Raw genomic sequence first — 26,139 nt, 5'->3', positions numbered from 1 at the left:
CTACATTCTAAATATGCCAAATTGGGTGTCTTCGATAGGCTTGTTAAGCGCCGCTGAAAGCGATAGGCCAAGCACTAATCGAGTATCCGCAGGGTCAATAACACCATCATCCCAAAGCCTTGCAGACGCATAGTATGGATGCCCTTGTTTTTCGTACGTTTCGATAACAGGTTGTTTAAATGCCTTTTCTTCTTCTTCCGACCATGATTCGCCTGAGCGCTCTTTTTGGTCGCGCTTAACCTGAGCGAGAACGCCAGCAGCTTGTTCACCACCCATTACAGAGATTCGAGCGTTTGGCCACATGAAAAGGAAGCGTGGGTCATAGGCTCTGCCGCACATGCCGTAGTTACCTGCACCGAAACTTCCGCCGATAAGCACTGTGAGCTTTGGCACATTCGCACATGCAACGGCGGTTACCATTTTTGCGCCGTGTTTTGCGATACCGCCATGCTCGTATTGCTTACCGACCATAAAGCCTGTGATGTTTTGCAAAAACACGAGAGGGATTTTTCGCATGGCGCATAGTTCGACAAAATGAGCACCTTTAAGCGCGCTTTCACCGAAAAGTATGCCGTTGTTAGCCACAATGCCTACGGGGAAACCGAAAATGCGCGCAAAACCACAAACCAAGGTTGTGCCGTAAAGCGGTTTGAACTCATCAAAGTCTGAGTCATCCACAACACGCGCAATGATTTCTCTTACATCGTATGTCTGACGACTATCAGCAGGCACAATGCCGTAAATTTCTTTGGTGTCGTAGCGTGGAGGTTTTACCTCGGCCACATCTAGGCATTCTGGCTTCTTTCGGTTTAGTCTGGAGACAGCATTACGCGCTAATGAGAGTGCGTGGTGGTCGTTGTTGGCGAGATGGTCGGCAACGCCCGAAATTCGAGTATGAACGTCACCACCGCCAAGCTCTTCTGCGGTAACAACTTCACCTGTTGCAGCTTTAACAAGCGGTGGGCCGCCCAGAAAAATAGTCGCTTGTTCTTTAACGATAATGCTTTCATCAGCCATGGCGGGAACATAAGCACCACCAGCTGTACAGGAACCCATTACTACCGCAATTTGAGGAATATTCTTAGCAGACATATTCGCTTGATTAAAAAAGATGCGACCAAAGTGCTCTCTATCTGGGAATACATCATCTTGGCGAGGTAAGTTAGCGCCACCTGAATCCACTAAGTAAATACAAGGTAGGTTATTTTGCTCTGCGATAGTCTGAGCGCGAAGGTGCTTTTTAACGGTAAGGGGGTAGTACGTCCCGCCTTTTACAGTGGCATCGTTAGCTACAATCATACACTCGATACCTGCAACAATACCGATACCGGCAACGACTCCGGCACAAGGTACATAATCTTCGTAGACTTCCCATGCTGCCAGTTGGCCTATTTCCAGAAAGGGCGTGTCTGGGTCAATCAGTGCGTTGATTCGGTCGCGAGGTAGAAGTTTCCCTCGAGACACGTGGCGCTCCGCCGCTTTTTCACCGCCACCTTGGCAAATTTGTTCGATTTTTTCGAGGAGATCATTTACCTGAGCCTGCATGTGTTCAGCATTTGCGATAAATGTTTCAGATTTCGTATTTATACTTGAGCGAAGAACGGGCATAACCCCTCCTTGTGTTGGGCCTAGGCGACGGCTGTCGCGTTAGCCACTAGTTAGCAAGATGATTAGCAAGACACCCATGCTAAGCGCTTTCGCTGCGGTGGGTGTCTTTGCAATTCATTAGCCTATTAATAAAGTTCAGCGTTTCTAAATCTACTTTAAATAGAGTAGGGTGGGTGTCTTCCTAATTTCTATGACACAGGGAATGCCTAAGCTTTCACTGTTTCAAACGAAGTTTGTTTCCACCCAGAACTTCGTGCTATTTCGATTCGTTAAATAGCTCGCGGCCTATAAGCATTCGGCGAATTTCAGACGTTCCCGCGCCAATTTCATAAAGCTTGGCATCACGTAATAAGCGTCCCGTCGGGTATTCGTTAATGTAGCCATTACCGCCAAGCAGCTGAATAGCATCCAGCGCCATTTTGGTTGCTAGTTCCGCTGAGTAAAGAATAGCGCCAGCAGCATCTTTTCGCGTTGATTCACCGCGATCGCATGACTGTGCAACGGTGTAGACATACGCGCGTGCGGCATTCATATGCGTGTACATGTCAGCTACTTTGCCTTGTACTAGCTGGAATTGACCAATTGATTGGCCAAACTGCTGACGGTCGTGAATGTAAGGTACTACGATATCCATGCACGATTGCATAATGCCTAGCGGGCCACCTGATAAAACAAGGCGCTCGTAATCTAGGCCGCTCATAAGTACGCGAACACCTTCGCCTTCTTTGCCAAGAATGTTCTCAGCTGGTACTTCGCAATCTTCGAAAACTAATTCACAGGTATTAGAAGAGCGCATACCTAGTTTGTCGAGTTTCTGTGCGCGGCTAAAGCCAGGGAAATCGCGCTCTACGATAAACGCTGTGATCCCTCTTGGCCCTGCGTTAGGGTCGGTCTTAGCGTAGATAACAAATGTATGTGCATCAGGACCGTTCGTGATCCACATCTTGTTGCCGTTTAGAATGTATTTGTTGCCGCGTTTTTCAGCTTTTAACTTCATACTAACAACGTCTGAACCTGCATTGGGTTCACTCATTGCCAGTGCACCAATATGTTCACCGCTTACTAACTTAGGCAGATACTTTTCACGCTGGGCATCATTACCGTTTTTAAAGATCTGGTTAACACAAAGGTTCGAATGCGCGCCATAGCTCAAACCGATACCACCTGACGCGCGGCTAACTTCTTCCATTGCGATAGTATGCGCAAGGTAGCCCATATCAGAGCCACCATATTGCTCTGAAACTGTAACGCCCAATAGGCCCATATCGCCAAGTTTTGTCCACAATTGGTTTGGGAATTGGTTGTCTGCGTCTGCTTGTTCAGCAAGAGGAGCAATCTCATTTTGTGCAAATTGATAGACCTGATCACGTAACATCTCGATGTCTTCGCCAAGTCCAAAATTTAAAGTAGGGTAGGAGGTGTTCATGCGATATTTCCTCGTTTGAGTTCTGCGAGTTCTTCACGGCAACGTGCTTCAACATCATCCAGTTCAGTCATTAACATCTGGATGTCTTCTAGCTGCTGTTTAAGCACCGCTCTTTTCTGTTCAGTCATTTCGAGCATGGCTTCTAACTGAATAGCCGAATTGGGGTTGGTGTCGTACATGTCGAACAGTGTTTTGACTTCAGCAAGGGAAAATCCTAGTCGTTTTCCTCGCAAGATCAGCTTTAAGCGCACTCTATCTTTGTTCAGATAAACGCGATTTTGTCCCGTTCTTGACGGTGACATTAGGCCTTGTTCTTCGTAAAAACGAATTGAACGAGGAGTAATGTCAAACTCTCGAGCGAGTTCGCCTATTGCATATGTTGTTTCGTCGTCGTACTTGCTCATTACACGTACCTTGTATTTCAGCGCTGTTTAACACCCTTGTTTTAACGTGGGTGTCTTTGTAATTAAATTCTCTGTAGTAGGTTGGGTGTCATTGCAATAGCACTATCGTTCTAAGGTAGATGGTTTTATATACCGCTATATTAAAACGTAGTGTTTGGTTGACACATACTTAGTACAGGTTTACGTTAACGTTAATTACATTTTACGTTAAGGTAAAGTAACATTTTGCTAACGTCAATTTTTCATGGTGAAGGCAAGACGTTGTAGGTGTTAGTGGTGTTTACTTTTGTATACATCTACGTAGTTTTCTTCACTTAACTCTATAATTTATATGAATTTTAAGGGCACGGTTATGAGTAACGAATCAGTAGTTATTGTCGCGGCTAAGCGCACACCAATGGGTGGTTTCAACGGTAATTTGTCTTCGCTTGCTGCGACCAAACTTGGAGAAGTTGCGATTAAAGCAGCCTGTGAAGAGATGGATGTCTCTGTAATTGATGAAGTCATCATGGGGTGTGTATTACCTGCTGGTCTTGGTCAATCTCCGGCGAGACAAGCGTCACTGGGGGCAGGGCTTCCGCTAAGTGCAGGTGTGACAACTATCAACAAAGTATGCGGGTCGGGCTTAAAAGCGGTAATGATGGCACACGACTTAATTAAAGCAGGCAGTGCGACAGCAGTCGTGGCAGGCGGAATGGAAAGCATGAGTAATGCGCCATATATGTTGCCTAAAGCTAGAACTGGATATCGTATGGGTCATGGTCAAGTGCTTGACCATATGATGTTAGACGGTCTGGAAAATGCCTATGACGGCAAAGCAATGGGCTGCTTCGCACAGGATACTGCTGATGAAGAAAATATTTCTCGCGGCGAAATGGATGAGTTTGCACTAAGCTCGCTTTCCAAGGCGCATGAAGCAATAAACAGCGGAACTTTCGTCGATGAAATAGTACCCGTTACAGTTTCGTCTCGTAAGGGCGATACTGTTGTTGATACCGATGAAGGCCCAGGTTCCGCTCGACCTGAAAAAATTCCAACATTAAGACCAGCTTTCAAAAAAGACGGTACGGTCACGGCTGCGAATTCAAGCTCAATCTCTGACGGTGCAGCGGCACTGGTTGTAATGAGCGAAAGCAAAGCAAATGAACTTGGTCTAGCACCGCTTGCGCGCGTGGTTGCTCACGCTACAAATTCTATTGAACCTGAAAACTTCACCGTTGCGCCTGTTGGCGCTATGGAAAAAGTGCTGGATAAAGCAGGTTGGACGAAAGAAGAAGTCGATCTTTTCGAAATTAACGAAGCCTTCGCCATGGTAACCATGTTGGCTGTCAAGAAGCTTGGACTAGATGAAAGTAAAGTAAACGTAAAAGGCGGCGCTTGTGCATTGGGTCACCCAATTGGAGCCTCTGGTGCACGCATTTTGGTAACACTACTTCACGCGCTTAAGCAACGCGGTGGTCGCAAAGGTATCGCATCTTTATGTATTGGTGGTGGTGAGGGTGTAGCGCTTGCCGTTGAAATGCTCTAAGCCGCTATAGATGGCAAATATGTAAAATATTTAATCACGGAGCCTAATCACATTGATTTCGCTCTGTGGTTCAATATAAAGAAAAATGCAAAAGCATGAAGACAGTGACTTACGTTATCAATTCTATAACCCTTGCGGTTGCCCTATCCACTCTAACGCTTGTTGCGAAAGTCCAAGCTGACTCATCGTTTTCAGTAAACTCGACTTACGCAGACACCCACGATAACAATGGCACTCACTACGAGGAATCACGTTCTTTATCGAGTAATGAAGACACCCACGATGACTTAACTCTGTCTGCGCTTCACGAAACTCAATCAACCGTTGATGGTTCTGACGACGCTGTTTCGGATGACACCCATGCCAACAGTGAATCGTCAGCTATCTACCCCAAGAAAATAAGCCAGGTACCTTATTCAGCGTTGGGTGTCTTGCCAACAAGCGAAGCTGATGAACAATTCAGCTACGGCGATGACCCATTACAAACGATTTATACTTGGCATGGACGTTCGTCTACGAACGAAAAGTATGCTGATAAAGCGTTAATATTTATTCACGGTGGGTGTTGGCTTAATGCCTACGGTTACGAACATGCGAAAGGGATGTACCATGCTTTAGCAGAGCTTGGGATGGGTGTCTACGTAACAGAGTATCGGCGCGTAGGTGATGAAGGCGGTGGCTGGCCCGGTAGTTTAGACGACGTGACACAAGCAATAAGTACAGCCTTAAAACGAATAGAGAACGAAGGGCGCTACACTAACATTTACATTGCGGGGCATTCTGCTGGTGGGCACTTAGCTTTGCTTGCTGCGCAACGCCTTTCTTCGTCATCCTTGAACTTATCGCGCGCAAACATAAAACGGATTATCGGGTTAGCGGCAATTACGGACATCCAGTCCTATGCCATGGGCCATAACAGCTGCCAGTCGGCTACAGCGAAATTCATGAATGGAACGCCTGAAGATGTTCCAACCGCGTATCAAAGGGCGACACCAAGCCCAACCCATGGCAGTTTGCCAATTACACTACTCCAAGGCGATGCTGATAGTATTGTGCCAGCGCGCCACGCTGTATTATCTGGAACCAACCAAAAATAATTAAAAATGGTGGCCATTTCGATTGGCTTCACCCTGAATCAACATCCTTTGATGCTTTACTTGAGGTTATTAGTGAACATGATGAATAAGGTTTTTTCAGCTGAACAACTTGATATTAAAGATCCACTCCGTGACAAGGCGCAGGCGTTTTCGCTTCCCGCTAATACGGTCTATTTAGACGGCAATTCGCTAGGGCCTCTGCCTAAGGCAGCCAAACAGCGAGCTGACGAAGTTGTCAATGAACAGTGGGGAAAGGGGCTCATTACAAGCTGGAACAAGCATCAGTGGATCCATCTACCTCAAATAGTGGGTGATAAGATTGGCGGCCTGATTGGCGCTAAAAGTGGCCAAGTTATTTGTTGTGACTCCATTTCTATTAATCTGTTTAAAGTATTAAGTGCGGCGTTGAAAATGCACCCAAGCCGCAAGGTAATAGCGACTACCCGCGATAATTTTCCTACCGACATATACATGGTGCAAGGCCTGCTTGACTTACTCGGCAGCGATTACAGTATTCGCTATGTTGACGAAGCATGCATTGGGTCGCAGCTAACTGATGATATTGCCGTACTGATGCTGACACAGGTAAATTTCAGAAGTGGCAATAAACTCGATATGCAAATCATTACCGAGCAAGCCCACCAAAAGGGCATTTTAACTTTGTGGGATTTAGCGCACAGTGCTGGAGCATTTCCTGTCAGCCTAGACGCATGTAATGTGGACTTTGCAGTCGGCTGTACCTACAAATATCTAAATGGCGGCCCTGGTGCGCCAGCGTTTATCTATGTCGCTAAACGACATCAAGCACAGTATCAACAACCTTTGTCTGGTTGGATGGGGCACAGCTCGCCTTTCTCATTTTCTCCTGATTACGCTGGCGACAATTCCGTGAAGCAAAACTTGTGCGGTACGCCAGGAATTATTGGAATGAGCATTTTAGATGCGGCATTAGACGTATTTGAAGATGTATCACTTAAAGCCATTGATGAAAAATCCAAAAAGCTACAGGCATTTTTCATCGCAGAAGCCAAGCGCGCAGGCCTTCTGGAAAAGTTTTCCATTGTAAGCCCCAATATTGATAATCGAGGAAGTCAGCTAGCTTTCGCTCACGACCACGCTTACGCCATTTGCCAAGCTTGGATCGCTGAGGGGGTGATTGCAGATTTCCGTGCACCAAATATTCTGCGAATAGGTTTTGCGCCATTGTATTTAAGTTTCGTCGATATTGAAAAAGCGGTGGCAAGCCTGACCAAAATTATGAATGAAAAGCGCTATGAAAACGATGAGTTTCAGCAAAGACAGAGCGTTACCTAGCTGAAAAGAGAGATTATCAGCTAAATAATTGCAATTTTTGAATTTACGCTTAATACTTCGCGGTTGTCATCGATATCTTCACATGTTTTGGGTGTGCAGTTGAAAAAAATAAGAAAATATCTGCTTTGTACCATGTTGTTTGTAGGAGCGAGTTGTTTTAGCGCGCTCCTACAAGCAGAAGCTGGTCAAAAGGCGGCATCTGAACAATCTAATAATGTAACGTACTGTATAGATCCTAACTGGGCGCCTTACGAAGCAATCAGAAACGGTATCCATGTGGGGATTTCTGCCCAATATATGCAGCTTATTGCTGAAATATCTGAGTTAACGTTTACCCTAGTGCCCACTGAGAGCTGGCAACAGAGCCTAGAGTACGTACAGCAGGGGAAGTGCCAAGTTATCCCCATGCTAAATACTTCCGACTATCGAAAGCAGTTCCTCGACTTTAGCGTGCCGTATTTTGAAGCGCCCAATGTGCTGGTGGCTAAGTCTGGTATGCCAATGATACAAGGCTATGCTGGAGTGGGAAATCGAGTAGTAGGGATTGTTCAGGGTTATCGCCAAGTTGAATATATTTCACGTCACTATCCGGGGTTACGTTTAAAGCTTATTCCGTCTGAAGAAGAAGGGCTAAAGCAGCTGGCGAATGATGAGTTTGATGTAATGGTGGGCTCATTAATGAGCGTGAATATGCACATCAATAATTTGAAGCTGAAAGACCTCAATATTGTTGGTTATGCCGAGCCCTTCGACTCATTAGCTTTTGGTGTGAATAAAACCTATGGCCACCTGGTGGACAAGCTCAACTTTGCCATTGAGCGTATTCCAGAAACGCGAAAGGTAGAAATTTATAAGCAGTGGAATAATGTTCAAGTTCGCTATAGTCGTAACTATGTTGTTATGGTTTTGAGCACCGCAATTGTCATTTTAGTTTTCTTGCTTTTTACTTTTAGAAATAGAAACGTTAGCGGCTACAAGCGTATTATTAACCAGAAAAACGAGGAAATAGGTGCGTTACAAGCAACCTTGTTAGAAAAGAACAAGACCCTTGCTTTCTTGTCTGCTCACGACACGGTAACGGGGCTATATAACCGCAATCATATGATCCAGCGAGCGGAAGAAGAAATCTCACGTTTCCATCGATTTCACACTACGGCTTCGTTAATTGTTATCGAACTAACCCCTGTAAGCGATGACAGAGATTCAATTGAGCCCTCGGCTAAAGAAGAGGCGCTAAAAGCCGTGGCAACGAATTGTCTAAATACCGTTCGAGAAGTCGATGTTGTTTCGCGTTTTAGCGGTGAACAGTTCATTATCTTGTGCCCTCAAACCGAGTTAAACGCAGCTAAAAACCTTGCAGACAGACTGTTAGACTGCATTTCTACCCATCACTCGCTTGTCGAGAGCTTTAAAACGGCCATGGGTTTATCTGAGCTCAGGGAGTCTGAGGAATTCACAGAGTGGTTTGAACGCACCATGAAGGCACTGTACCAGTCAAAGCGCCAAGGGTATGGCAACGTAACTGTAGCACAGTAACTTCAGTGAACTAGTTAGGTCAAATTAAAGGGTCGTAGTGCCATTGGTGCGAATCGTAACGAATTTGCGCCCTGTCGTATTCTCGCTCAGAACGCCAGTTACGGTTATTAAGCTTCGCCGATACTCCGGGATAAAGACGTTTGTTTGCGATAAGTTTTATATCTGACTGGTAGTTTTCTTTTGCTGCTTTGACGTCGTTGGCTTTGTTTTCAAGCCACTCCAGCAATGCGCTCTCATTGTTAAAAAGCTCTAACGCTTCAGCTACTTTACGTTGAAGCTCTTTAGGCACTTTCTTACCTTGAATAAGGTTAATCTTTTCTTTGTGTTTTAGATTGTTTTCGCGAATTTGCTTCAACAATTCATCTAAAGAGTCTTTGCGCTCTAACAATTGGTTAAAGCCTGGGCTAAAATCAACTTTCAACGTACTGCCAGATACAGCGCCTAAAGTGCCAGCTTCAACGCGATCTTGGCTGATAATGTCACAAGCAAATAGATTTCCCATGGGCTTATCAATTTGTCCAACTATGACTGCGCCGCCGCAACGCAGGCGACTATACGCCAACTGACGACCAACGGTAATATTACCGCTACATTGTATATCAATGCCTTGACCGTGTTGAACGTGGATACTGCCGGCTGCGACTAGTTGGCATTGGAATTCACCTTGGGTATCGTTAACTTTACCCATCGCGCCTTCGGTAATGATGATATCGCCGCCAGACTCGATATACGCCGACTCCACAAAGCCGTTAATGGTTACATCACCAGCGGCCTTGATTTGCATTTTCTCTGTAACATCGCCGTTTACCAATACTGCACCTTCGTAATTCACGTGCCCAGAGCCAACGTTCACGCCGCTACAAATGAAGGTATCGTCAATGTTCATTATCTGGTCTCGGTATTTCGGCATACCAGAAATTGCAGACATTAATAAATTGGCGTCGCTGTCGGACACCACGGTGCCGCTGCCCATTTTAAAGTTAACCCATTCGCCCGCAACGGCTGGAATTTTATTCCCTTTGATATCGAAGCCAGAACGGCCCTGAGTTGGCTCGGTTCTTCTCAGCACAGGCGTGTTCACTTTAACGCAAATTACTTCGCCTAAATTACGCATGTCCACGCGTTCGCCATCACCCGTCTGGGGTTTTAACACCCTTTCAAGTGCGTTTGGTACCAGGGGAATAAATTTTGAGTTTTTGCCATTTCTAGCTGGTAGGCCCTTCGCGACAATTTGCTCTAGTACTGTGCCTGGAGGAGACTGCCTTGCTTGGGTAAGCATAGATTCAATGGTTTTGGTGCTTAAGCCACGAATGATTCTGTTTTTTACTGCTAGAGATTTAACGGTACTTAATGAGGGAAGTTTACCGCCATAGGGTGTGGTCAGCACAAGGTTCGCCTGCATCCCATCCTCGGGAATGCGAAATTCAATTTCAGCATTTTTGCGCTCGCCAACGCGTTCCTGAACGACAGTGCTATCACCCGTCTTGAAATAATGATTAGCTGTATCACAGGCCGACTTTAACGCTTTTTCAGAAACATACAGCCGCTTAGTTTCACCGCTCTCTAGTTGCTTTCTTATTTCCCTACTATCAACTTCTGACGTGAAATCAGAAGGATTTAACTGTAAGTTAATGTAGGTTCTTGATTTGTCGAAGCTTATTGTTACGCCATTCATAACTTCTTTATTCCCTTGCGCACGTGTATTCTTTTTATCGGCGGCATCTATCGATTACTTGACGTTGACTTGTTCTCGGCCTGTCTATTTTTTTCATCTACTAATTTAAGGCGTTCTAAAACGCCCGTCAAAGGTTTTCGGCATATTGGTAAAGTGCGCGTAAAATGGCCTGCTTCTCAGGATTGTCGCTGTGTTCATGCGCCAGTGATTCCAACCGCATCATATAGTTTTCTAATGTGATTGAGCCGTGAAAAGCTGAATCAGTCAAGCGAGCTTGGCGATGATGCTGCCACCTGGTCATTTCATCTGCGGTCAGTGTATTAGGATAATTTCTAGCGCGGTATCGAAATAACTGCTTTCTGAGCCCTTCGTGCTGTGTTTTTTCACTCAGAGTGGCTAAATCATCGGGCTGTGCTTCAATTACACGCTCACACCACCTTCTGTCTTCGTCATTAAGAAACCCACCACTATATAGCGCGTGATCTATATCCAGTTCACCACTTTGAATGTCGTCATCATAGACATCTACGATTTTAGTGGCGAGTTCGGGCATACTGGCAAGTACTTTGTAATTGTCTAAGCAGCGCTCGCGATCCAGTCCTAGTCGTGCGGCATTGTCTTCTGTCATTGCTTTAGCTGTGGTAATAAACGGCGAGCGGTTGACGTGAATGAGCTTAAGCCCTGGTCTTTCTAACGCATCGTCAAATGTATCTGACGGGGCATAAAGCGCCTGTCTAATTTCTTCTGGTGTGTCATTCACTAAACTGTCAATGTCATGCGATAAATCAATAGCGATAAATGCATTGTTGTTGGTTGGGTGCTTTGCCACAGGCATAACCCAAGTGCAACAGCCTTGAGAGGCTGGGAGTTTAGACGAGATATGAAGCAATACCGATGGTTTAGTGAGATCAATTTGCTGCATAACCGTGTGTTTACTGCGTAACGACAGCGCATAATCGAAAAGGCGAGGCTGCTTCTCTTTTATCAGTTTAGCAAGGGCTATTGTGGCGTAGACGTCACTCAAAGCATCGTGAGCGTTTTCGTGGCCAATGTTATTAGCAGCAGTTAACGCCTCAAGTTTAAAGCTTGGTGCACCATCTTCTCGGCTTGGCCAATTAATACCATCGGGTCTCAGTGCATAGCACGCTCGCGCTAAATCGATTATATCCCAACGGCTATTGCCATTTCGCCATTCACGTGAATATGGGTCGTAAAAGTTTCTATAAAACAGGTAGCGGGAAACTTCATCGTCGAATCGGATACTATTAAAGCCCACACTACAGGTATTTGGCGTCGACATTTCCTGATAAATTCGCGCGGCGAAGTCAGCTTCGTTAGAACCGTCGCGAATGGTTTGCTGCGGTGTTATGCCGGTCACCAAACACGCTTCTGGATGTGGTAAATAATCATTCGCAATGGCGCTCATGATATTTATGGGTTTACCAATCACATTTAAATCCATATCAGTTCTTACTGCAGCGAATTGGCAGGGGAGATCTTTTTGTGGGCTGGTGCCAAAGGTTTCAAAATCGTGCCACAAAAATGTAGGTGTGTGCATAACCACTATTGCGATGTTAGAGAAATATTGATGGCAGTGTACACCGCGAGAAATTGAATACCAAATGCTGGCGTTAATATGAACAGTGATTTACTTGTTCGCCATCGGCAAGACTTAAAAAAACGCGTTAATCATTGTCTTTTTTTGAGTATTTTGCGTTTTGATGTATCACGCGAAACTTGCGCATTAACAAAATGATGACTAGCTTTAAGTTATCAAAATTTATACGGATATTGCCTGTTTGTCGTTCCTTAAATCCAGTTCATCCATCAGTGAAGCTAAGAGTACTTTAGGCTTAGCGTTAGTACTTGCAACAGTGCTTGTTGTACTTGTTGTTGGTTTGTTCGAAAGTAATATCAAAGCGACGGCTGAATCTCAAACTTTCACGGCATTAGAAGAGAGTGCCGCCAGTGCTGAAAATGCTGCAAACTCTCAGGTGAGAAAGTATATCAATGCGCTTAACTTTCTACATCAGACACCACCTATAAGCGGCATCGTCCGCGCGACTGAAAGTGAAAATCTAGACCCCAAAGACGGTACGACGTTGGAACAGTGGAAGCAGCGACTAGAAACGATTTTCGTTGCTTTTATCGAAAATAACGAAGAAGTCGACCAATTAAGGATCATTCAAGCCAATGAGGATGGAAGTGAGTTTATTCGGGTGGAAAGAAACGGGGGAAGTGTTTTAGTAGTTAAGGACAACGATTTACAACCTAAAGCAGCGAGAAGTTACTTCATAGAGAGTGTTAAGCGCAATAAGGGCGAGTTTTATATTTCAGATATCAATTTGAATCGTGAATATGGGAAGCTCGAGTTTCCTTATAAAAGCGTTATTCGCCTTTCTCTTCCAATCTTCAGCAGCTCTGGTGAGCGTTATGGTTTTATAATCATGAATGTAAACGCTCAGTTTCTACTGTCGCAAATGGAACAAACGCTTGTCGGCAATCAATTGCTATTTGTTACCGACAGTGAAGGCTTTTTTGTCAGTCATCCAGACAGTGATAAGTCCTTCTCCAGAGATTTAAATCCAATGGTGAATTGGGCGAGCGAGTTCGAAAGCCCTTCGAAAATAGGCAGGGCTAAAATTAAACAGACCGCACAGACAAACTCATCTTTGTATACGGTCACTCGTGCTTTTACGATAAACGGAAATCAGCAAACCGCCCCGTTTTTTCTTCATACGGCATTGTCTCAGTCAGAAGTGGCAGCCCTTATCAATGAGAAGAGGATTAGCGTTTACAGTGTAATTGGGGTAGTTACGCTAATTTTTGTAAGCGTTTTACTCTTCGTACACCGAAGTAACAGTAAAAACATTGAGCTGGCTAAGGTGCGCGGTGAGTCCGTTGCTATTATCGCTATATCTAAAGATGCGATTTTTAGCGTAGATTCTGCTGGCGTGGTGAAAAGTTGGAATATGGCAGCCGAGTCACTTTTTGGGATCCCAAGCCAGCTTATTTTAAATCATCACTATTCGTCATTTGAGGAGCTTTCTCTATTAGGGCTTGAATCGGTTCTCACCAAAGGCGGAAAGCAAAGTACCTTTACAACCCCTTACACCGATGACGAAAAAGAAGAGCACACGCTACTTATAACCGCATCTACCATTTGGGGTGAACAGTCACAGTTTTCAGGCGTTGCTGTTGTAATTAGAGATGTGACCGACGAACGCAAGGCAAAAGACGCGATAGAAAGGGTAAACCTGAAGCTTGAAGAAAAAGTGGTAAGCAGGACGAAAGAACTTGTTGAAGCGACGGAAGAGGCGCGAAAAGCGAGCAGTGTTAAAAGCTCTTTTATTTCCAATATTAGCCATGAAATGAGAACACCGTTAAACGGGGTAGTTGGCTCGTTGGCGCTACTTAAGCGTCAGCCCCTTAATGAGAAAGCTGAACAGCTTGTTTCCATGATGGAAATTAGCTGCAACAATCTCAGCGTGCTGATTAACGACGTTCTCGACTTGTCTAAAATTGAAGCGGGCAAGCTTGATATTAATAATCAATATTTTGACCCGCTTGCACTTATCGAGTCTATCGCCAAGGTCTTTACCGTTAAGGCAGCTTCTAAAGGACTACAGCTTCTTGTTGACACAACAGGTCTTCCCCCCGTGGAAATAAACTCAGATCCACACAGAATCAACCAAATTCTTAGTAATTTATTGAACAATGCTATTAAATTCACTGAAAAAGGGCATATAAAGCTACAAGCATCGTTAAGTGATGTAGATGCGGGGACACAACAGCTTCATTTCAGCGTATGTGACACGGGCGTAGGGATAGCACAAGAAAATCAGCCCAAATTGTTTACCGCGTTTACGCAGGCTGATGCATCTGTTGCTACCCAATACGGAGGTACCGGACTTGGCTTGTCTATCTGCAAGCAATTGAGCCAGCTTATGGGAGGAGACATTACGTTCAATTCTGAAGTTGACATAGGCAGCACCTTCTCATTTTTCGTTACTCTTCCTGAAACAACGTACGACAGCGCGTTCGAGCATAAAATGGCGGTGGAAAACGAAAGTATGCTGCTTAACGGGATCACAATTGGTGTTTCTGCAAGTTATCCACCTTTAGAGGAAAACATCTGTTGTTTAGCCTTACACGTCGGTGCAGAGCCGCAAGTATTAGGTAAGCATTCTGAGTTAGGAACAGTACCTTGGACGCAATTTAATGCCATTATTGTGGACGAGGCCAGTTCACTCATTCGTGAGCTAGATGATATATGGCAGGCACAAGCTGCCACTAAAGACGCTGGTTCGTTACCTGTGGTTTATATTCTTCAAAAACTAGAAGGGACACCTTTCCACTTCAATCACCTTGTGCCGCTTTACTTGCCAAAGCCATTATTCAGGTCGAGTTTCGCAATTGTCCAACAAGGGTTAGACGCTGCTCTGTCGGGATATACATTAAACCAATCAGATATCTCATCGGGTAAAGGGAAAGCTGAGGACATCTCAGACGGTGAAGAGGCAGCAGACGATACTGAGCAGCAATTGTCTATTGAGAATGCCAACTTATTGATAGTTGATGACAATATGATCAATCGCGAGGTGGCGAAGGGAGTGCTGGAAAGTTTACCTGTTAAATTGTTTACCTGCAGCGATGGTGAGGAAGTTGTGGCGTTCTTGACGAAATGTGAAAGCAAAGGCCGCAGAATTCACAGCATATTGATGGATTGTCAGATGCCTAATATGAATGGTTATGACGCTACCCGAGCCATACGAGAAGGTAAGGCAGGAGCGATGCACAAAGATGTACCTATAATTGCCATGACAGCCAATGCCATGCTCGGCGAAAAAGAGAAATGTTTAGAGGCAGGTATGGACGACTTTGCGACAAAGCCTGTCATGGCCGATGTACTTATTCCTAAAGTGAAACAATGGTTAGTACATCAAATAACGGCATTAGCAAGTGCAGAGCTTAACGATACTGATACGAGGTCAGGTACCGGAATCACTGCGAGCGAACCTCCACTGGTTGACAGTTTGTTGAGTGCCATCTCAAAAGAAATGGACTGCGACACGCTATCGCATTCAAGAACAGAGGCTCAGTCAAGTAAAGAGTCTGAAGTAGAAATAGCCCCCACGTTACAGAATGCGAAAATAGCTAATGATATCGCCGCTCGCGAGGGCTCGGAGAAGGAGGCTGAAATTGATAACGTCAGTAAAACTCAAGCTTATGAAAACAATTCAGAGGAGCTTGATGGATGTTGGGAAAAAGACGATGCCATTGCTCGGATAATGGGCGATAAAGCGCTATTTTCTCGTGTCTGCGACCTGTATTCCAGAAGCGCGCCTGACAAGCTTAAATTACTTCAGCAGGCTGTTGATAGTCGAGACTTCGAAAAGGTTCAGGTGCTTTCATTGAAGCTCAAAGGTATGTCTGCAGATATTGGTGCCGTACAGTTACAACGAGACTTTGAGAGCTTATGGGAATTGTCAAAGGCGAAAAAGTGGGAAGACGCTGAAGCGCTACTCCCTTCCATCACCGATGATCTTAATACTTTCTTAGAGATCCTTGAGGTAGCCTAGCCTACCTAAGCTAATTGTGTCATCTTACGTCTAAGGTCGCGTAAAAATCGCATCAACAGATGCGCGTTGAATTGATTCTAGAAATCTGTCGTCAAACCATCTCACAGGTTATGCGCGCACGTAAAACGTAGCTATTAGGAGTAAAGCTTTTGAACCCATTTCGTATTTTTCGCCAGCCCAATAAAGTTCGACATGCACTTTATGCAATAGGCGCGCTTGCTGCGTCGTTTGCCATTACGAGTGTTCCCGCAATAGCGGATGATTCCAAACAATTAGGAGAAACACCCGTAGCTATCGCTATTCATGGCGGTGCAGGAACCATTTTAAAATCATCGATGACGCCAGAAAAAGAAGCGGACTATAAAAGAGTATTAACCCAAGCGGTGCAGCATGGCTACGCGTTGTTGCAGAAAGGCGAAAAAGGTGAAGTGGCGGTAGTAGAAACCATCAAAATTCTTGAAAGCTCGCCTTTGTTTAATGCTGGCATAGGTGCGGTATATACCTTCGACGGTGAGCACGAGCTTGATGCGTCGATAATGCACGGCGGCAGTAAAAATGCAGGTGCTGTTGCGGGGGTGAAAACAATAAGAAGCCCAATAGAGGCTGCGTTATTGGTAATGAATGAATCTCCACACGTTATGCTTTCTGGGAGAGGCGCTGAAGATTACGCAAAAGAAAACGGCCTTGAACAGGTAGACAACACCGTTTTTGATACCGAGTTTCGCAAACAGGCTTTAGATAAAGCGAAAGCACGTATGCAGCAGGTATCGAGTGGTTACGGTTCGCAGCAAGGCAACGAGCGCTTTGGCACTGTTGGAGCCGTAGTATTGGACCGAGAGGGCAACATTGTCGCGGGAACATCCACTGGCGGAATGACGGCTAAACGGTATGGACGTATTGGAGACTCGCCTGTTATTGGAGCGGGTACCTATGCCGACAATGAAAGCTGCGCGGTATCGGCCACAGGACATGGTGAATATTTTATTCGATACAACGTGGCAGCAGATATTTGTGCGCGAATGAAGTACCAGGGTTTAACGTTAAATGACGCTGCGAACACTGTAGTTAACGACGTACTTGTAAACGCCGGTGGCGATGGCGGTGTGATTGCTATTGACGCTAAAGGTAACGTCGCTATGCCTTTCAATTCTGCGGGTATGTACCGCGCTAGTGTTGACATAAATGGTAAAGTTAAAGTGGCAATTTACAAGGACTGATCACTGAAAAACTATTTGTTATTTTAATGTTAAATGTGCTGGCTTGTATGCAACGAAACGTCTAATCTTAAAGTGTGGGGGAAAATTGCTTTCACATGTGGTTAAAAATAATTGAAGTGCCGTAACGCCAATTAAGTCGCAGTATCGGTCACATTAGGCGCCACGGCTGGAGAATTGAAAATGGAATCGTTGCAAGTCAGTGATTATATGAATACTCACCCAGTGAAGCTTAATGTCGATATGCCCGTTGCGCAGGCTGTCGAAGTGTTATTAGCCAGTGGGCAGAGTGGTGGTCCGGTACTCGATAGCAAAGGTAGAGTGGTGGGCTTTTTGTCTGAGCAAGACTGTATCGCTCAAATGATTGCGTCAAGCTACTATCGCGAACAAATTTGTAGAGTAGGGGAAATCATGAAAACCCCTGTGATTTCTATCAAACCTTATATGTCGGTAATAGAGTTAGCGCAGTTGCTGTTAAAGGAAAAGCCGAGAGTTTACCCCATTGTTGATGATGACGGGGTACTGTTAGGCTCAATTAATCGAACGGCAGTGCTACGGGCTATTGATGTTCAATTAAATGATGGATACCAGCGCGCGGGCTAGACTAACGCACTTTAATTTAGCTTGGTAGGATTTAGCGCTGCAGGTAGCGTAATGAATGAAGGTGCGGCGCTGGGTTAGAAAGGCCAGAAGCTGGTGCGGCACCATGCATTTATCATATACCAGAAAGGAGGCGTTAACTTGCTTAACGCCTCCTTCTTATTTACTTTTCGTATTATTTGTTACATGTGTGAGTGGCGTTCACGCTTGGCGCTCGCTAATTTTCTGATCGCATCTTTAAGTGAAGCACCAGCAACTAGCTTAAAGTTTTGGGTCTCGCTAGGCATGACGTTTCTTCCATCTTGTACTACCCAAAGCCCTTCGGTGAACCTTCCTCCCAAGTTAGCGTTGGTTACATCAAGCCCATCTGTTTCCGACACGCCGTCAATTTGCGTGGCTTTATCTGCCGTAATTTGAACAAGCCCCATCAGTTCCAAGACTTCAGGGTTCTCAGTGTGTACGTGATAGATAGCATAGCTGTTATTACCCTGACTAGATGCGATTAGGTAAGTTTGTGAATCTACATCAAACAGAGCCAGCCCTTCAATATCAGCTTCTACCGGGGCTTCTATCTCAGCGATGAACTGAGGCTGATTGCTGTTTGAAGTAATATCCAAGGCCCAAATCCCAGCACCTTCCTCACCTAAGTATGCCGTGCTCGTTTTAGTATCCACAACACATCCTTCTGGCTGTGAGGGCAGTGAAAAGGACTGTGTTAAATGTCCATCAACAGCTTTGTCTGGGGAGATAGACACGCTATATCGTTCGAAGCGGCCACTGGTGTCGTTAGCAAATACATGAGCTATTCCGCCTGACACAAACAGACACATGCCGTATATATCATTGAGTGTAGTGCTTATGTGGCCAAGTTGAGTCATATGACCGCGTTTATCTATTTCAAATACAGACAAACTGTTATTCGACCGGTTTGATGCCACTGCGATATCGATAAGTGGCGTATCGCTTTGCCGAGCTTTGGTTTCTGCCACAGATACCTTGTATCCCACATCAACGTTATTCACTCTGCCAACAGGAAGGCTTTGCACTAGCTTGCCGTCTAAGTCATAGCTATTTAATGCGCCTTTTTTGTCGGTGCCGATTATGCGGCTTTGTGAAGCGCTGTGCGAGTTGACCCAAATGGCTGGGTCGTCAGCAGCGTCGCCATGATTTTCCACAGGGTCAGTTTCAACATCGGGTTTAACCTTGATAGTGAGGTTTGCATGTTGGGATGCGCTGTTATTTGTATATGCCTTCTCCATGTGATTTTCTTTTGGCGAGGTAGCTTTAAAATCGGTGCCGCATTGTCGATGAAGTAAAGCTGCGCTTAGTTTTGAGGGAAGTTCGGCAGAAAACACGTCGCCTGATTCATCATCATCAACAACAAGAGAAATGTGTGTGCCTTCTTCACTTAACGACAGGTGAACGAATTCAGGCTGAATAGAAGTAGACCTGTTGTTTGCTTTTAACTGGCGAGCTGCTGAGTTACTTTCGTTCGCCGTATTCATTAGCGAGACAAATTCCGTAAGACATGGCGCTTTAAGCCATACCCCGCTGGCATCCGGGCTCACCCAGGCAGCGATATCCACGCCATCTACCGTCGTTGAAGATAGGGTGGCTACACCTTCAATGGCAACATCTTGATTGTGAAAAATAAGGGTTTTTGCTAGCTCACTTTCAATATCGGTATCTAATTGCCACACACCGGCAAATTCGTCAGCAAGGTATAGCGTTTCGGTGTTGGCATTTATCGCGCAACTTTTAATGCCTGGACCTATCGCAAAGTCTCTAAGCGATAAAAAACGCCCGTTGTAAAATTCATACTGATTAAGCGTGCCGGTTGCATCGATATTAACAATTTGCAGTTCGCCAGCGCTTGATGTTGTAGCACAAATGGCTTCAGAACCTTTGGTCAAGTGGGTTTGCGGTTGGTAAACCTCAAGAGACGCGGCGTTAATGCGATACACCTCTATGTACTGGGTGTTGTTATTGAACACTACTAAAGACACCCATTGTTTTGAATTAGATTCCACAACTTCGGCACGTGCTAAGGTGTAATGTCCCGCAATGAAGTGTTTTTTTCCTTCAGAGTTACTTAGTGAAATACCCTTATGTTCGTTAACATTAATGTTGATAGCGTGGGTGTCATCATAAACTTTATGTTTGTTGTTGGCGCGGGCGTCCTTGCTAGTGTTGTTAGTATGGGTGTCTTTGTAAGCGTCTTTGTAAGCGCTTTGGGTGTTAGAATGGTCGGCGTGCGTTTGGTAGTGCAGAGTCAGGCCTAAACCATTTTTTAGCTTTGTTAGCGGTAATGCGATGCCTTGGCTTTCTGCTTTTACTAGCTGGCTTTCGCTGTGCGCTAACTTGATATTTGCGCTGGTATTTGCACTGCTATCTGCGCTGGTATTGGTACCGTGAGAGGCTGCGCAACCGAACAACGTCAAAAGTGCGCTTGAAAGTGCCGCTGTGGTAATTGTGGTTTTAAAAACTGTTTTGGTGTGACGCTGATTGGTCATTGTTGTTATTGTCCTGAAACTTACTGAGATCAAACCATGCATGGCGCATCGACTAAAACATGGCTTACAGATTATTAAGAGCAGGTTTGAAGGCCAAATTACCTACGGCCTTCAAACTCAATAATTAACTTTCGATATACCTGCCTAGTTAAGCTGCCAAGTAAAGCCAAGTTCGAACGTGCGGCCGTATTCTTCATACTGCGCGTTTTGGTTGCGCGTATCGAAATAGTTGTAGAAAGGTTCGTCACCTAAGTTGATGCCGTTGAAATACACCTGCATGCTGTCGTTGATGTAGTAGCGCGCCATGAAATCAACCTGTACGTGGTCGTCTTCAAATCTGAGCATGTCACCATCAATCTCTTCGAAATTGTCGCTTTTATAGGTGGTGGCTAGACGTACACTGAAGTCATTCGCTTCGTACCCAATGGTGATGTTGCCAATACGGTCTGATTGATTTGGTAACTGGGTTTCAAATTTTTCGCCATCTAAGAAGGTAGTCGCTTCAGAATCGCTAAAAGTAGCATTGGCGGAAACAATAAAACCGTTATTGAAAGCTTTCACCCAAGAAAGTTCTAAGCCGGTTAAATTGGCAGAGTCGCCGTTAATTGGCTGTATGACCTCTTCAAAACCTTCCCAACCGGTTGTATCTGCAACATCAGCGTACACAACGAAGTTATCAATATTCTTGTAGAACAGCCCTGCTGAAATTACACCGATGTCACCTGGATAGTATTCAATCGACAAATCAACGTTTTGTGCTTCGTAAGGCTGAAGGTCAGGGTTGCCAACTTCCGCCTCTCGTTCGGTCACAAATACGCCATCATCTTCTTCCGTTTTACTCTCGATGATTTGAAATGCCGCTACATCTTCAAATTTTGGTCTTGAAATAGTTTGGGTGTAGGCAGCGCGAAGCTGAAGTTTATCTGAAACAGTGTATCTGGCATTTACACTGGGTAACCAATGATCGTAGTCGCGCTCTGCTTCCCATCGCGTATTTACCACTTCTTCCACGTCGGTTTCTTCGTTTTCTACAAGCTCTACTCGCATACCCGATGTAGAAAAGTCAGTACGTTCATAGCGAACCCCTGCTACCAAATGAAGTTTATTTATATCTATGCTGCCCATGATATAAGCGGCAAAAATATCCTCTTCATTCACATAGGTCGCGCCACGAGACTCTACTTCAGAATTTAGGCTGTCTAATTCCAAGCTCTCGCGGTTTTCGTTAAAGTAGTTACGCATTTCACTTCGATTAAGCCCAGGCCCAAAGTTATCAAGAGAGTAGTCTGGACTGGCAGCTCCGAATTGCGAAGCGTCTAAGTCGTCGAAGTCTCCATCAAAAATAGCGATGCTGCTGTCGCGGTCTTTTTCTCGGCTTCGGTATTTCGAGCCAATTTTTAACTCACCGATATAGCCACCAAGGTTGATGGGGCGGGCGGCGTCGAGTTTAATACTGGTTTCGGTATCTTTCGTGTAGTTATCTTCAAAGCTGATCTCATCGACCTCGTAGGTTGATAAGTCCATGGCATCAGCGTTTTGTGACACGGTTGGACGCATAGTATTTAAGTCTGCGTCAATACTGTCATTTTCAGTTTTGAATACGTAATACAGTGCATCTGGCTCGTCTTCATCAGACTTTGCATAACCGAGCTGCCAGTTTGCTTTCCAGGTATCTAATTGGTGTTCACCACCTAACGCCACAGTAAAAATACTCTGACTTTCAAAGCGGTCTTTACTTTCTCTTTCTATTTCTGAGTCTTCGCCATCGAACGTGAATATATTACCTTGACGGTATTCGTCGTCAGAAAACTCACTGTAAAGTGTGCGAAGAAAGTATTGGTTGTTGAAGTCAGGACGAAAATCGATATTTAACGCACTACCCAAACGTTCGCGAGTGATCGTGTAGTGACGTTGCTCAAGCTCATCGTCACCGTTACTTTCAACATTGTCTGAACCAAAATCTCGGTCAAAGTAGGAAATGGCGCCTGCCACCCCCCATTCGGGCGAAAGCTTCTTGGTAAACGTACCAGAAAGCTTTGGACTGGTTTCATCGCGTAAATCATTTTGACTGGCTTGCACGGTTACGCTCGCGGTATCTCGAGCCTTATCAAACGCACTCACGCTTTTCACCGCGACTGAACCACCAATGGCGTCTCCGTCCATATCGGGCGTTACCGATTTAGATACCTCTAACGTTTGGATGAGTTCAGAGGGAATGACGTCAAGGGCTACTGAACGTACGCCTGATTCAGGCGAGGGAACATTCAAGCCGTTAATGGTTACGTTATTCAAGTTGGGGTCGATACCGCGTATGCCGACGAAACGACCTTCACCCTGATCTCGCTCAATTGACAAGCCAGGTAAACGCTGTAACGACTCAGCAGCATTTTGGTCTGGAAATTGTCCAATGGCATCTGCGGATACAATAGATGAAATACGATCTGACGTTCGCTGCTGGTTTATGGCACTTGCCTGACCGCTTCGTTGACCACGTACCAAGATCTCATCGATGGTATCGCCGCTGCCAAACTCCACGGCTGAGCGCGCAATGCCGTTGTCTGTCACTTTTATCGCTTGCGTAACCGTTTCCTCACCAAGATAAGAAATTTCTAGCGTGTAAGTACCCTCTGGAATAGATGGAAACCGAAATGTACCGTCTGTGCCTGCTTCAGTAACTAGTCCTAATTCTTTAAGCTTAATTTGAGCACCGGTATAGCTGCGCGTCTGTGCGGCGTCTTTTACTGAACCGATAATTATGCCATCAGCAGCTGAAGCAGGTGTAGCGACGCTAAGGCCCATTGCCGCTATGCAGGCAAGTGTTAGAGAAGAGTACGCGGTTTTAATTTTCATTTATTTTCCAATTAATTAAGCAGTAAAAAGGCGTTTTGAATAAGTGCTAAGTAAGTGAATGAGTACCCTAAGAATCCTGCATGACAGTTATATGACGATTTGATGGAACAAGCGGTACACAATCGGTAATTGTCGCCTATTTGCAATTGGCTGAGCTAAATTGACCCTTGCTTAAATTACTGATTTTGTTTGGTTTGTGTGTCTTTTTTTATGCTCCTAAAGTTCGCTGCCATCAAGATGTCACATTGCTGAGCCAAACTGACCCTCGACAGTTTCATCAGATTTGGGCAAGACTCTCGTTTTGTTATAAACGCTGGCGCTGACCGGACTAACGCGTGATGTATCCAATTCAAGAGATTTCCAAAGAGAGCACTATGTTTACCTTTACAAATTCAACACAATTTAGGCATCACAAGCTTTGGCTAGCATTTACATTTTGCGTAGTGGCGTTAGCGGTTTGTTTAGCTTTTATGTTTGGCAATGCAAAAGAAAGCACCGTGATATCAGGCCTCGATATTGTGGGGGAGGGAAGCATTGCTTTTTTAACTTTGGCGTGGATGCTAGCTGCGCTTGCCAGCCGTCCTCCCGGCAAAGTAACCAGTCTTCTCACTGTCGGGCTCGGCCTCTTCTTATTCTCGGTCAGCTTAGATTTCTTAGATGAGTTTTTTCATTATCCAGACGCGGCTTATTGGATAAGTATGATCGAGTCTTTCCCAGCGGCTGTGGGTATGGTAGTGATGACAGCGGCACTGTATCAGTGGCATTTAGAGCAGCGCGCATTGAATTTACAATTACGACGTCGAGAATGGGATTTTCGCGATCACGATGCCATCGATCCAATCACTCAACTTTACCGCGCAGAGTATTGGAAAGCACAAATTAATAAGCTACAGCAGTCGGGAAAGTCGGCGGTTATCGCTATTATCGATATTAACAACTTCTCTTTATTTAACCAAAAACATGGGTACACAGAAGGCGATAGGTATCTGCACGACATTGCGCAATTGGTGATCATGAATTTGCGTCAGCAAGATTTAGCGTGCCGCTATGCCGGTGACCGATTTGCTATTCTGATGCCCGACGTCTCGCCCATGCAGGCCGACGTTATCCTCAACGATATCAAAGTGAGCATTCAGCACCTTGCGTTTAGACACAGCCAAAATGCAAACGCTATTTACACCACAGCACGCAGTACTCAAGTGACTTTGCTATCCAACCAACGCCTTGCAACTGTGCTCAACACCATGCTCTCAAAACTTGAGCGGGCCCATGACAGCGCAGCGTAACTAGGCCGGTTTGGTCGGTGTATTTGGCGAAAGTAATAGGTAAGGGTAACCGGTGAAGATAAATGAAGATGCCTGCAGCGAGTAACTCATGGATTTAACGTTACCACGACTCAACGCACTACGAGATTCTGCTGACGAAGAGAAAGCAGCAGTAGCTCAGCGTCGTTATTTAACAGGTCTATCTGGCGTGGGTGTCTCTGTAAATGACGATGCTGTTGGGCTTGGCGTGGGTGTCTCTGTAAATGGCGGTGCTGATGGGCTTGGCGTGGGTGTCTCTGGTAGTGATAACGTAGTGATGTCTAGCCAAGAGAAAGTGATCTTTGGGTATTGGTTGGTACAGGCGGTACTCAATGTGTCGCTGTCTCGTGGCGCTAATAAAAATAAGCTGTTGCGCGGTACCGGCATTTTTGAAGATGCGCTGAAACCCAATACACTCTTAAGCATAAATCAATATTCATCGCTGTTAGTGAATGTTCAAAACCAAGCAAAAGGCGGCGATGTTAGTTTTTTGCTGGGAGGGGCTTTGGCGTCGCAGTGGCTATTTAGTCCACTTAGTGTGCTTAAATCATGTGAGGATGTTGAGCAGCTACTTTTACAGCTGACTCAACGCCATACATTCAGGTGGTGTAGCTTACCGCTGTGCCAGTTTCAGCGTTTTGAAACCGCCGATCATATAATCTTAGTGCCTCAGTTCACCGGGGTAAGCAGCAAGCAACTTCAGTTCATCATTGAAGTGGCATTCGCAACCGTTGTCGCACTCATGAAAAGTATTGCAAACAAGCGATTGCGTTTGTCTTTTACTTTTACCGGGAGTCGACCAAAAAATATTGCTGATTACGAAACCCACCTTGGACTTAAGTTATCGTTTAATCGCCCTTTTAACAGTATTTGCATTGAAAAAGATGTATTACGCGAACCTTTGGAGAAGGCAGTTCAGCCGAATTGCTCTGCTGGTTCGCAGGTATCGTCGAAAGACTGTTTTAATGAAAGTACAACGCAAATAAAAGAAAGGGCTTCTGTTGATTTACATAATCGTTTGTCTTTGCCTGATTTTGTGAGGCGTTATGTTTATGTGTCCTCAAGCACACAGGCATCAAATATCGGGTTACCTGAATTGGCGGATGCTTTTGATATCAGTGTGGCTACGCTTAAGCGGAAATTAAAGGAATACGGTACTAGCTATCGCGCGCTCTGCGAGGAAGTACAGCGCAATCATGCACTTTTACTTCTTTCGGTGCACAAAGTGAGTAACGAGACGGCGGCCAATGCAATGGGCATTAACGATTTACCTAACTTTAGACGTACGGTAAAAAGGCTTACCGGTAAAACTCCTAGCGAACTGAGAATTTAACGAGAATGACTAAAGTGTGCCTATGCACATTCCTGCGTAAAAGATCTATGCCACACAGCTATGCAATACGGCTGTAAAAAAGACCTATGCCACAAAGCTATGCGATAAAGCTATAAAAAAGAACTAGGCCACACCGCTATGCAATAAGACTAAAA

The 26,139-nt window shown here is 45.1% G+C and carries 16 protein-coding genes; 9 read left to right on the top strand and 7 right to left on the bottom strand.

Annotation, left to right across the window (positions count from 1 at the left end; all coding sequences use genetic code 11):
* From KUL49_RS02585 to KUL49_RS02575, 3 genes are all read right to left on the bottom strand, one after another.
* Positions 1 to 1,608, bottom strand: a complete 1,608-nt coding sequence (locus KUL49_RS02585) for a carboxyl transferase domain-containing protein (protein WP_131136212.1) — start codon at positions 1,606 to 1,608, stop codon at positions 1 to 3.
* A 256-nt stretch (positions 1,609 to 1,864) separates the two neighbouring features.
* Positions 1,865 to 3,034 (bottom strand): isovaleryl-CoA dehydrogenase, encoded by a 1,170-nt coding sequence (locus KUL49_RS02580; RefSeq protein WP_131136211.1) that lies wholly within the window; start codon positions 3,032 to 3,034, stop codon positions 1,865 to 1,867.
* Positions 3,031 to 3,438, bottom strand: a complete 408-nt coding sequence (locus KUL49_RS02575) for a MerR family DNA-binding transcriptional regulator (protein ID WP_014949161.1) — start codon at positions 3,436 to 3,438, stop codon at positions 3,031 to 3,033. Before KUL49_RS02575 ends, KUL49_RS02580 begins: the two co-directional genes overlap by 4 nt.
* A gap of 352 nt (positions 3,439 to 3,790) precedes the next feature.
* On the opposite strand from KUL49_RS02575, the gene KUL49_RS02570 reads away from it, so the two are divergent.
* From KUL49_RS02570 to KUL49_RS02555, 4 genes are all read left to right on the top strand, one after another.
* Positions 3,791 to 4,966 (top strand): acetyl-CoA C-acyltransferase, encoded by a 1,176-nt coding sequence (locus KUL49_RS02570; protein ID WP_014949162.1) that lies wholly within the window; start codon positions 3,791 to 3,793, stop codon positions 4,964 to 4,966.
* 95 nt (positions 4,967 to 5,061) lie between these two features.
* Positions 5,062 to 6,063, top strand: coding sequence for a S9 family peptidase (locus tag KUL49_RS02565; RefSeq protein ID WP_242633706.1), 1,002 nt, complete (start codon positions 5,062 to 5,064; stop codon positions 6,061 to 6,063).
* A gap of 78 nt (positions 6,064 to 6,141) precedes the next feature.
* On the top strand, positions 6,142 to 7,377 hold the full coding sequence (gene kynU / locus KUL49_RS02560) for a kynureninase (RefSeq protein ID WP_131136210.1): 1,236 nt from the start codon (positions 6,142 to 6,144) through the stop codon (positions 7,375 to 7,377).
* Between the two features lie 132 nt (positions 7,378 to 7,509).
* Positions 7,510 to 8,913, top strand: coding sequence for a diguanylate cyclase (locus tag KUL49_RS02555; protein ID WP_039227064.1), 1,404 nt, complete (start codon positions 7,510 to 7,512; stop codon positions 8,911 to 8,913).
* 19 nt (positions 8,914 to 8,932) lie between these two features.
* Here the strand turns inward: KUL49_RS02555 and KUL49_RS02550 are convergent, their stop codons facing one another.
* Positions 8,933 to 10,588 (bottom strand): FapA family protein, encoded by a 1,656-nt coding sequence (locus KUL49_RS02550; protein ID WP_131136209.1) that lies wholly within the window; start codon positions 10,586 to 10,588, stop codon positions 8,933 to 8,935.
* A gap of 127 nt (positions 10,589 to 10,715) precedes the next feature.
* On the bottom strand, positions 10,716 to 12,146 hold the full coding sequence (gene sbcB, locus KUL49_RS02545; RefSeq protein WP_131136208.1) for an exodeoxyribonuclease I: 1,431 nt from the start codon (positions 12,144 to 12,146) through the stop codon (positions 10,716 to 10,718).
* A 241-nt stretch (positions 12,147 to 12,387) separates the two neighbouring features.
* On the opposite strand from sbcB, the gene KUL49_RS02540 reads away from it, so the two are divergent.
* The 3 genes from KUL49_RS02540 to KUL49_RS02530 all read left to right on the top strand — a co-directional run bounded on the left by KUL49_RS02540 (position 12,388) and on the right by KUL49_RS02530 (position 17,987).
* Positions 12,388 to 16,170, top strand: a complete 3,783-nt coding sequence (locus KUL49_RS02540; protein WP_131136207.1) for an ATP-binding protein — start codon at positions 12,388 to 12,390, stop codon at positions 16,168 to 16,170.
* Between the two features lie 149 nt (positions 16,171 to 16,319).
* Positions 16,320 to 17,387: an isoaspartyl peptidase/L-asparaginase family protein gene (locus KUL49_RS02535; protein ID WP_131136206.1), complete on the top strand. Its 1,068-nt coding sequence runs from the start codon at positions 16,320 to 16,322 to the stop codon at positions 17,385 to 17,387.
* 180 nt (positions 17,388 to 17,567) lie between these two features.
* Complete coding sequence (locus KUL49_RS02530; protein WP_014949170.1) at positions 17,568 to 17,987, top strand: CBS domain-containing protein; 420 nt, start codon at positions 17,568 to 17,570, stop codon at positions 17,985 to 17,987.
* A gap of 179 nt (positions 17,988 to 18,166) precedes the next feature.
* Here the strand turns inward: KUL49_RS02530 and KUL49_RS02525 are convergent, their stop codons facing one another.
* Together KUL49_RS02525 and KUL49_RS02520 are read right to left on the bottom strand one after the other, a co-directional pair.
* Complete coding sequence (locus tag KUL49_RS02525; protein WP_131136205.1) at positions 18,167 to 20,497, bottom strand: phytase; 2,331 nt, start codon at positions 20,495 to 20,497, stop codon at positions 18,167 to 18,169.
* A 144-nt stretch (positions 20,498 to 20,641) separates the two neighbouring features.
* Positions 20,642 to 23,347: a TonB-dependent receptor gene (locus KUL49_RS02520; RefSeq protein WP_131136204.1), complete on the bottom strand. Its 2,706-nt coding sequence runs from the start codon at positions 23,345 to 23,347 to the stop codon at positions 20,642 to 20,644.
* Between the two features lie 374 nt (positions 23,348 to 23,721).
* Here KUL49_RS02520 and KUL49_RS02515 point away from each other — a divergent pair, with 374 nt between their 5' ends.
* On the top strand, positions 23,722 to 24,633 hold the full coding sequence (locus KUL49_RS02515) for a diguanylate cyclase domain-containing protein (RefSeq protein WP_131136203.1): 912 nt from the start codon (positions 23,722 to 23,724) through the stop codon (positions 24,631 to 24,633).
* 88 nt (positions 24,634 to 24,721) lie between these two features.
* A complete protein-coding gene (locus KUL49_RS02510; RefSeq protein ID WP_131136202.1) occupies positions 24,722 to 25,984 on the top strand; it encodes a helix-turn-helix domain-containing protein in 1,263 nt (420 codons plus the stop codon).
* The last annotated feature ends 155 nt before the right edge of the window (positions 25,985 to 26,139 follow it).

It is taken from the genome of Alteromonas sp. KUL17, assembly GCF_006538305.1.
Classification (GTDB): Bacteria; Pseudomonadota; Gammaproteobacteria; order Enterobacterales; family Alteromonadaceae; genus Alteromonas; species Alteromonas macleodii.
The sequence above is the reverse complement of the archived record's forward strand: the minus strand, read 5'-3'. Positions and strand labels throughout refer to the sequence as shown.

What these genes read in the sequence shown, in the direction of transcription:
- KUL49_RS02555 (WP_039227064.1), top strand. Translation starts at nt 7,510, where the DNA reads ATGTTGTTTGTAGGAGCGAGTTGTTTTAGCGCGCTCCTACAAGCAGAA.
- KUL49_RS02515 (WP_131136203.1), top strand. Translation starts at nt 23,722, where the DNA reads ATGTTTACCTTTACAAATTCAACACAATTTAGGCATCACAAGCTTTGG.
- kynU (WP_131136210.1), top strand. Translation starts at nt 6,142, where the DNA reads ATGATGAATAAGGTTTTTTCAGCTGAACAACTTGATATTAAAGATCCA.
- KUL49_RS02520 (WP_131136204.1), bottom strand. Translation starts at nt 23,347, where the DNA reads ATGAAAATTAAAACCGCGTACTCTTCTCTAACACTTGCCTGCATAGCG.
- KUL49_RS02585 (WP_131136212.1), bottom strand. Translation starts at nt 1,608, where the DNA reads ATGCCCGTTCTTCGCTCAAGTATAAATACGAAATCTGAAACATTTATC.
- KUL49_RS02510 (WP_131136202.1), top strand. Translation starts at nt 24,722, where the DNA reads ATGGATTTAACGTTACCACGACTCAACGCACTACGAGATTCTGCTGAC.
- KUL49_RS02575 (WP_014949161.1), bottom strand. Translation starts at nt 3,438, where the DNA reads ATGAGCAAGTACGACGACGAAACAACATATGCAATAGGCGAACTCGCT.
- KUL49_RS02580 (WP_131136211.1), bottom strand. Translation starts at nt 3,034, where the DNA reads ATGAACACCTCCTACCCTACTTTAAATTTTGGACTTGGCGAAGACATC.
- KUL49_RS02565 (WP_242633706.1), top strand. Translation starts at nt 5,062, where the DNA reads ATGAAGACAGTGACTTACGTTATCAATTCTATAACCCTTGCGGTTGCC.
- KUL49_RS02530 (WP_014949170.1), top strand. Translation starts at nt 17,568, where the DNA reads ATGGAATCGTTGCAAGTCAGTGATTATATGAATACTCACCCAGTGAAG.
- KUL49_RS02525 (WP_131136205.1), bottom strand. Translation starts at nt 20,497, where the DNA reads ATGACCAATCAGCGTCACACCAAAACAGTTTTTAAAACCACAATTACC.
- sbcB (WP_131136208.1), bottom strand. Translation starts at nt 12,146, where the DNA reads ATGCACACACCTACATTTTTGTGGCACGATTTTGAAACCTTTGGCACC.
- KUL49_RS02550 (WP_131136209.1), bottom strand. Translation starts at nt 10,588, where the DNA reads ATGAATGGCGTAACAATAAGCTTCGACAAATCAAGAACCTACATTAAC.
- KUL49_RS02570 (WP_014949162.1), top strand. Translation starts at nt 3,791, where the DNA reads ATGAGTAACGAATCAGTAGTTATTGTCGCGGCTAAGCGCACACCAATG.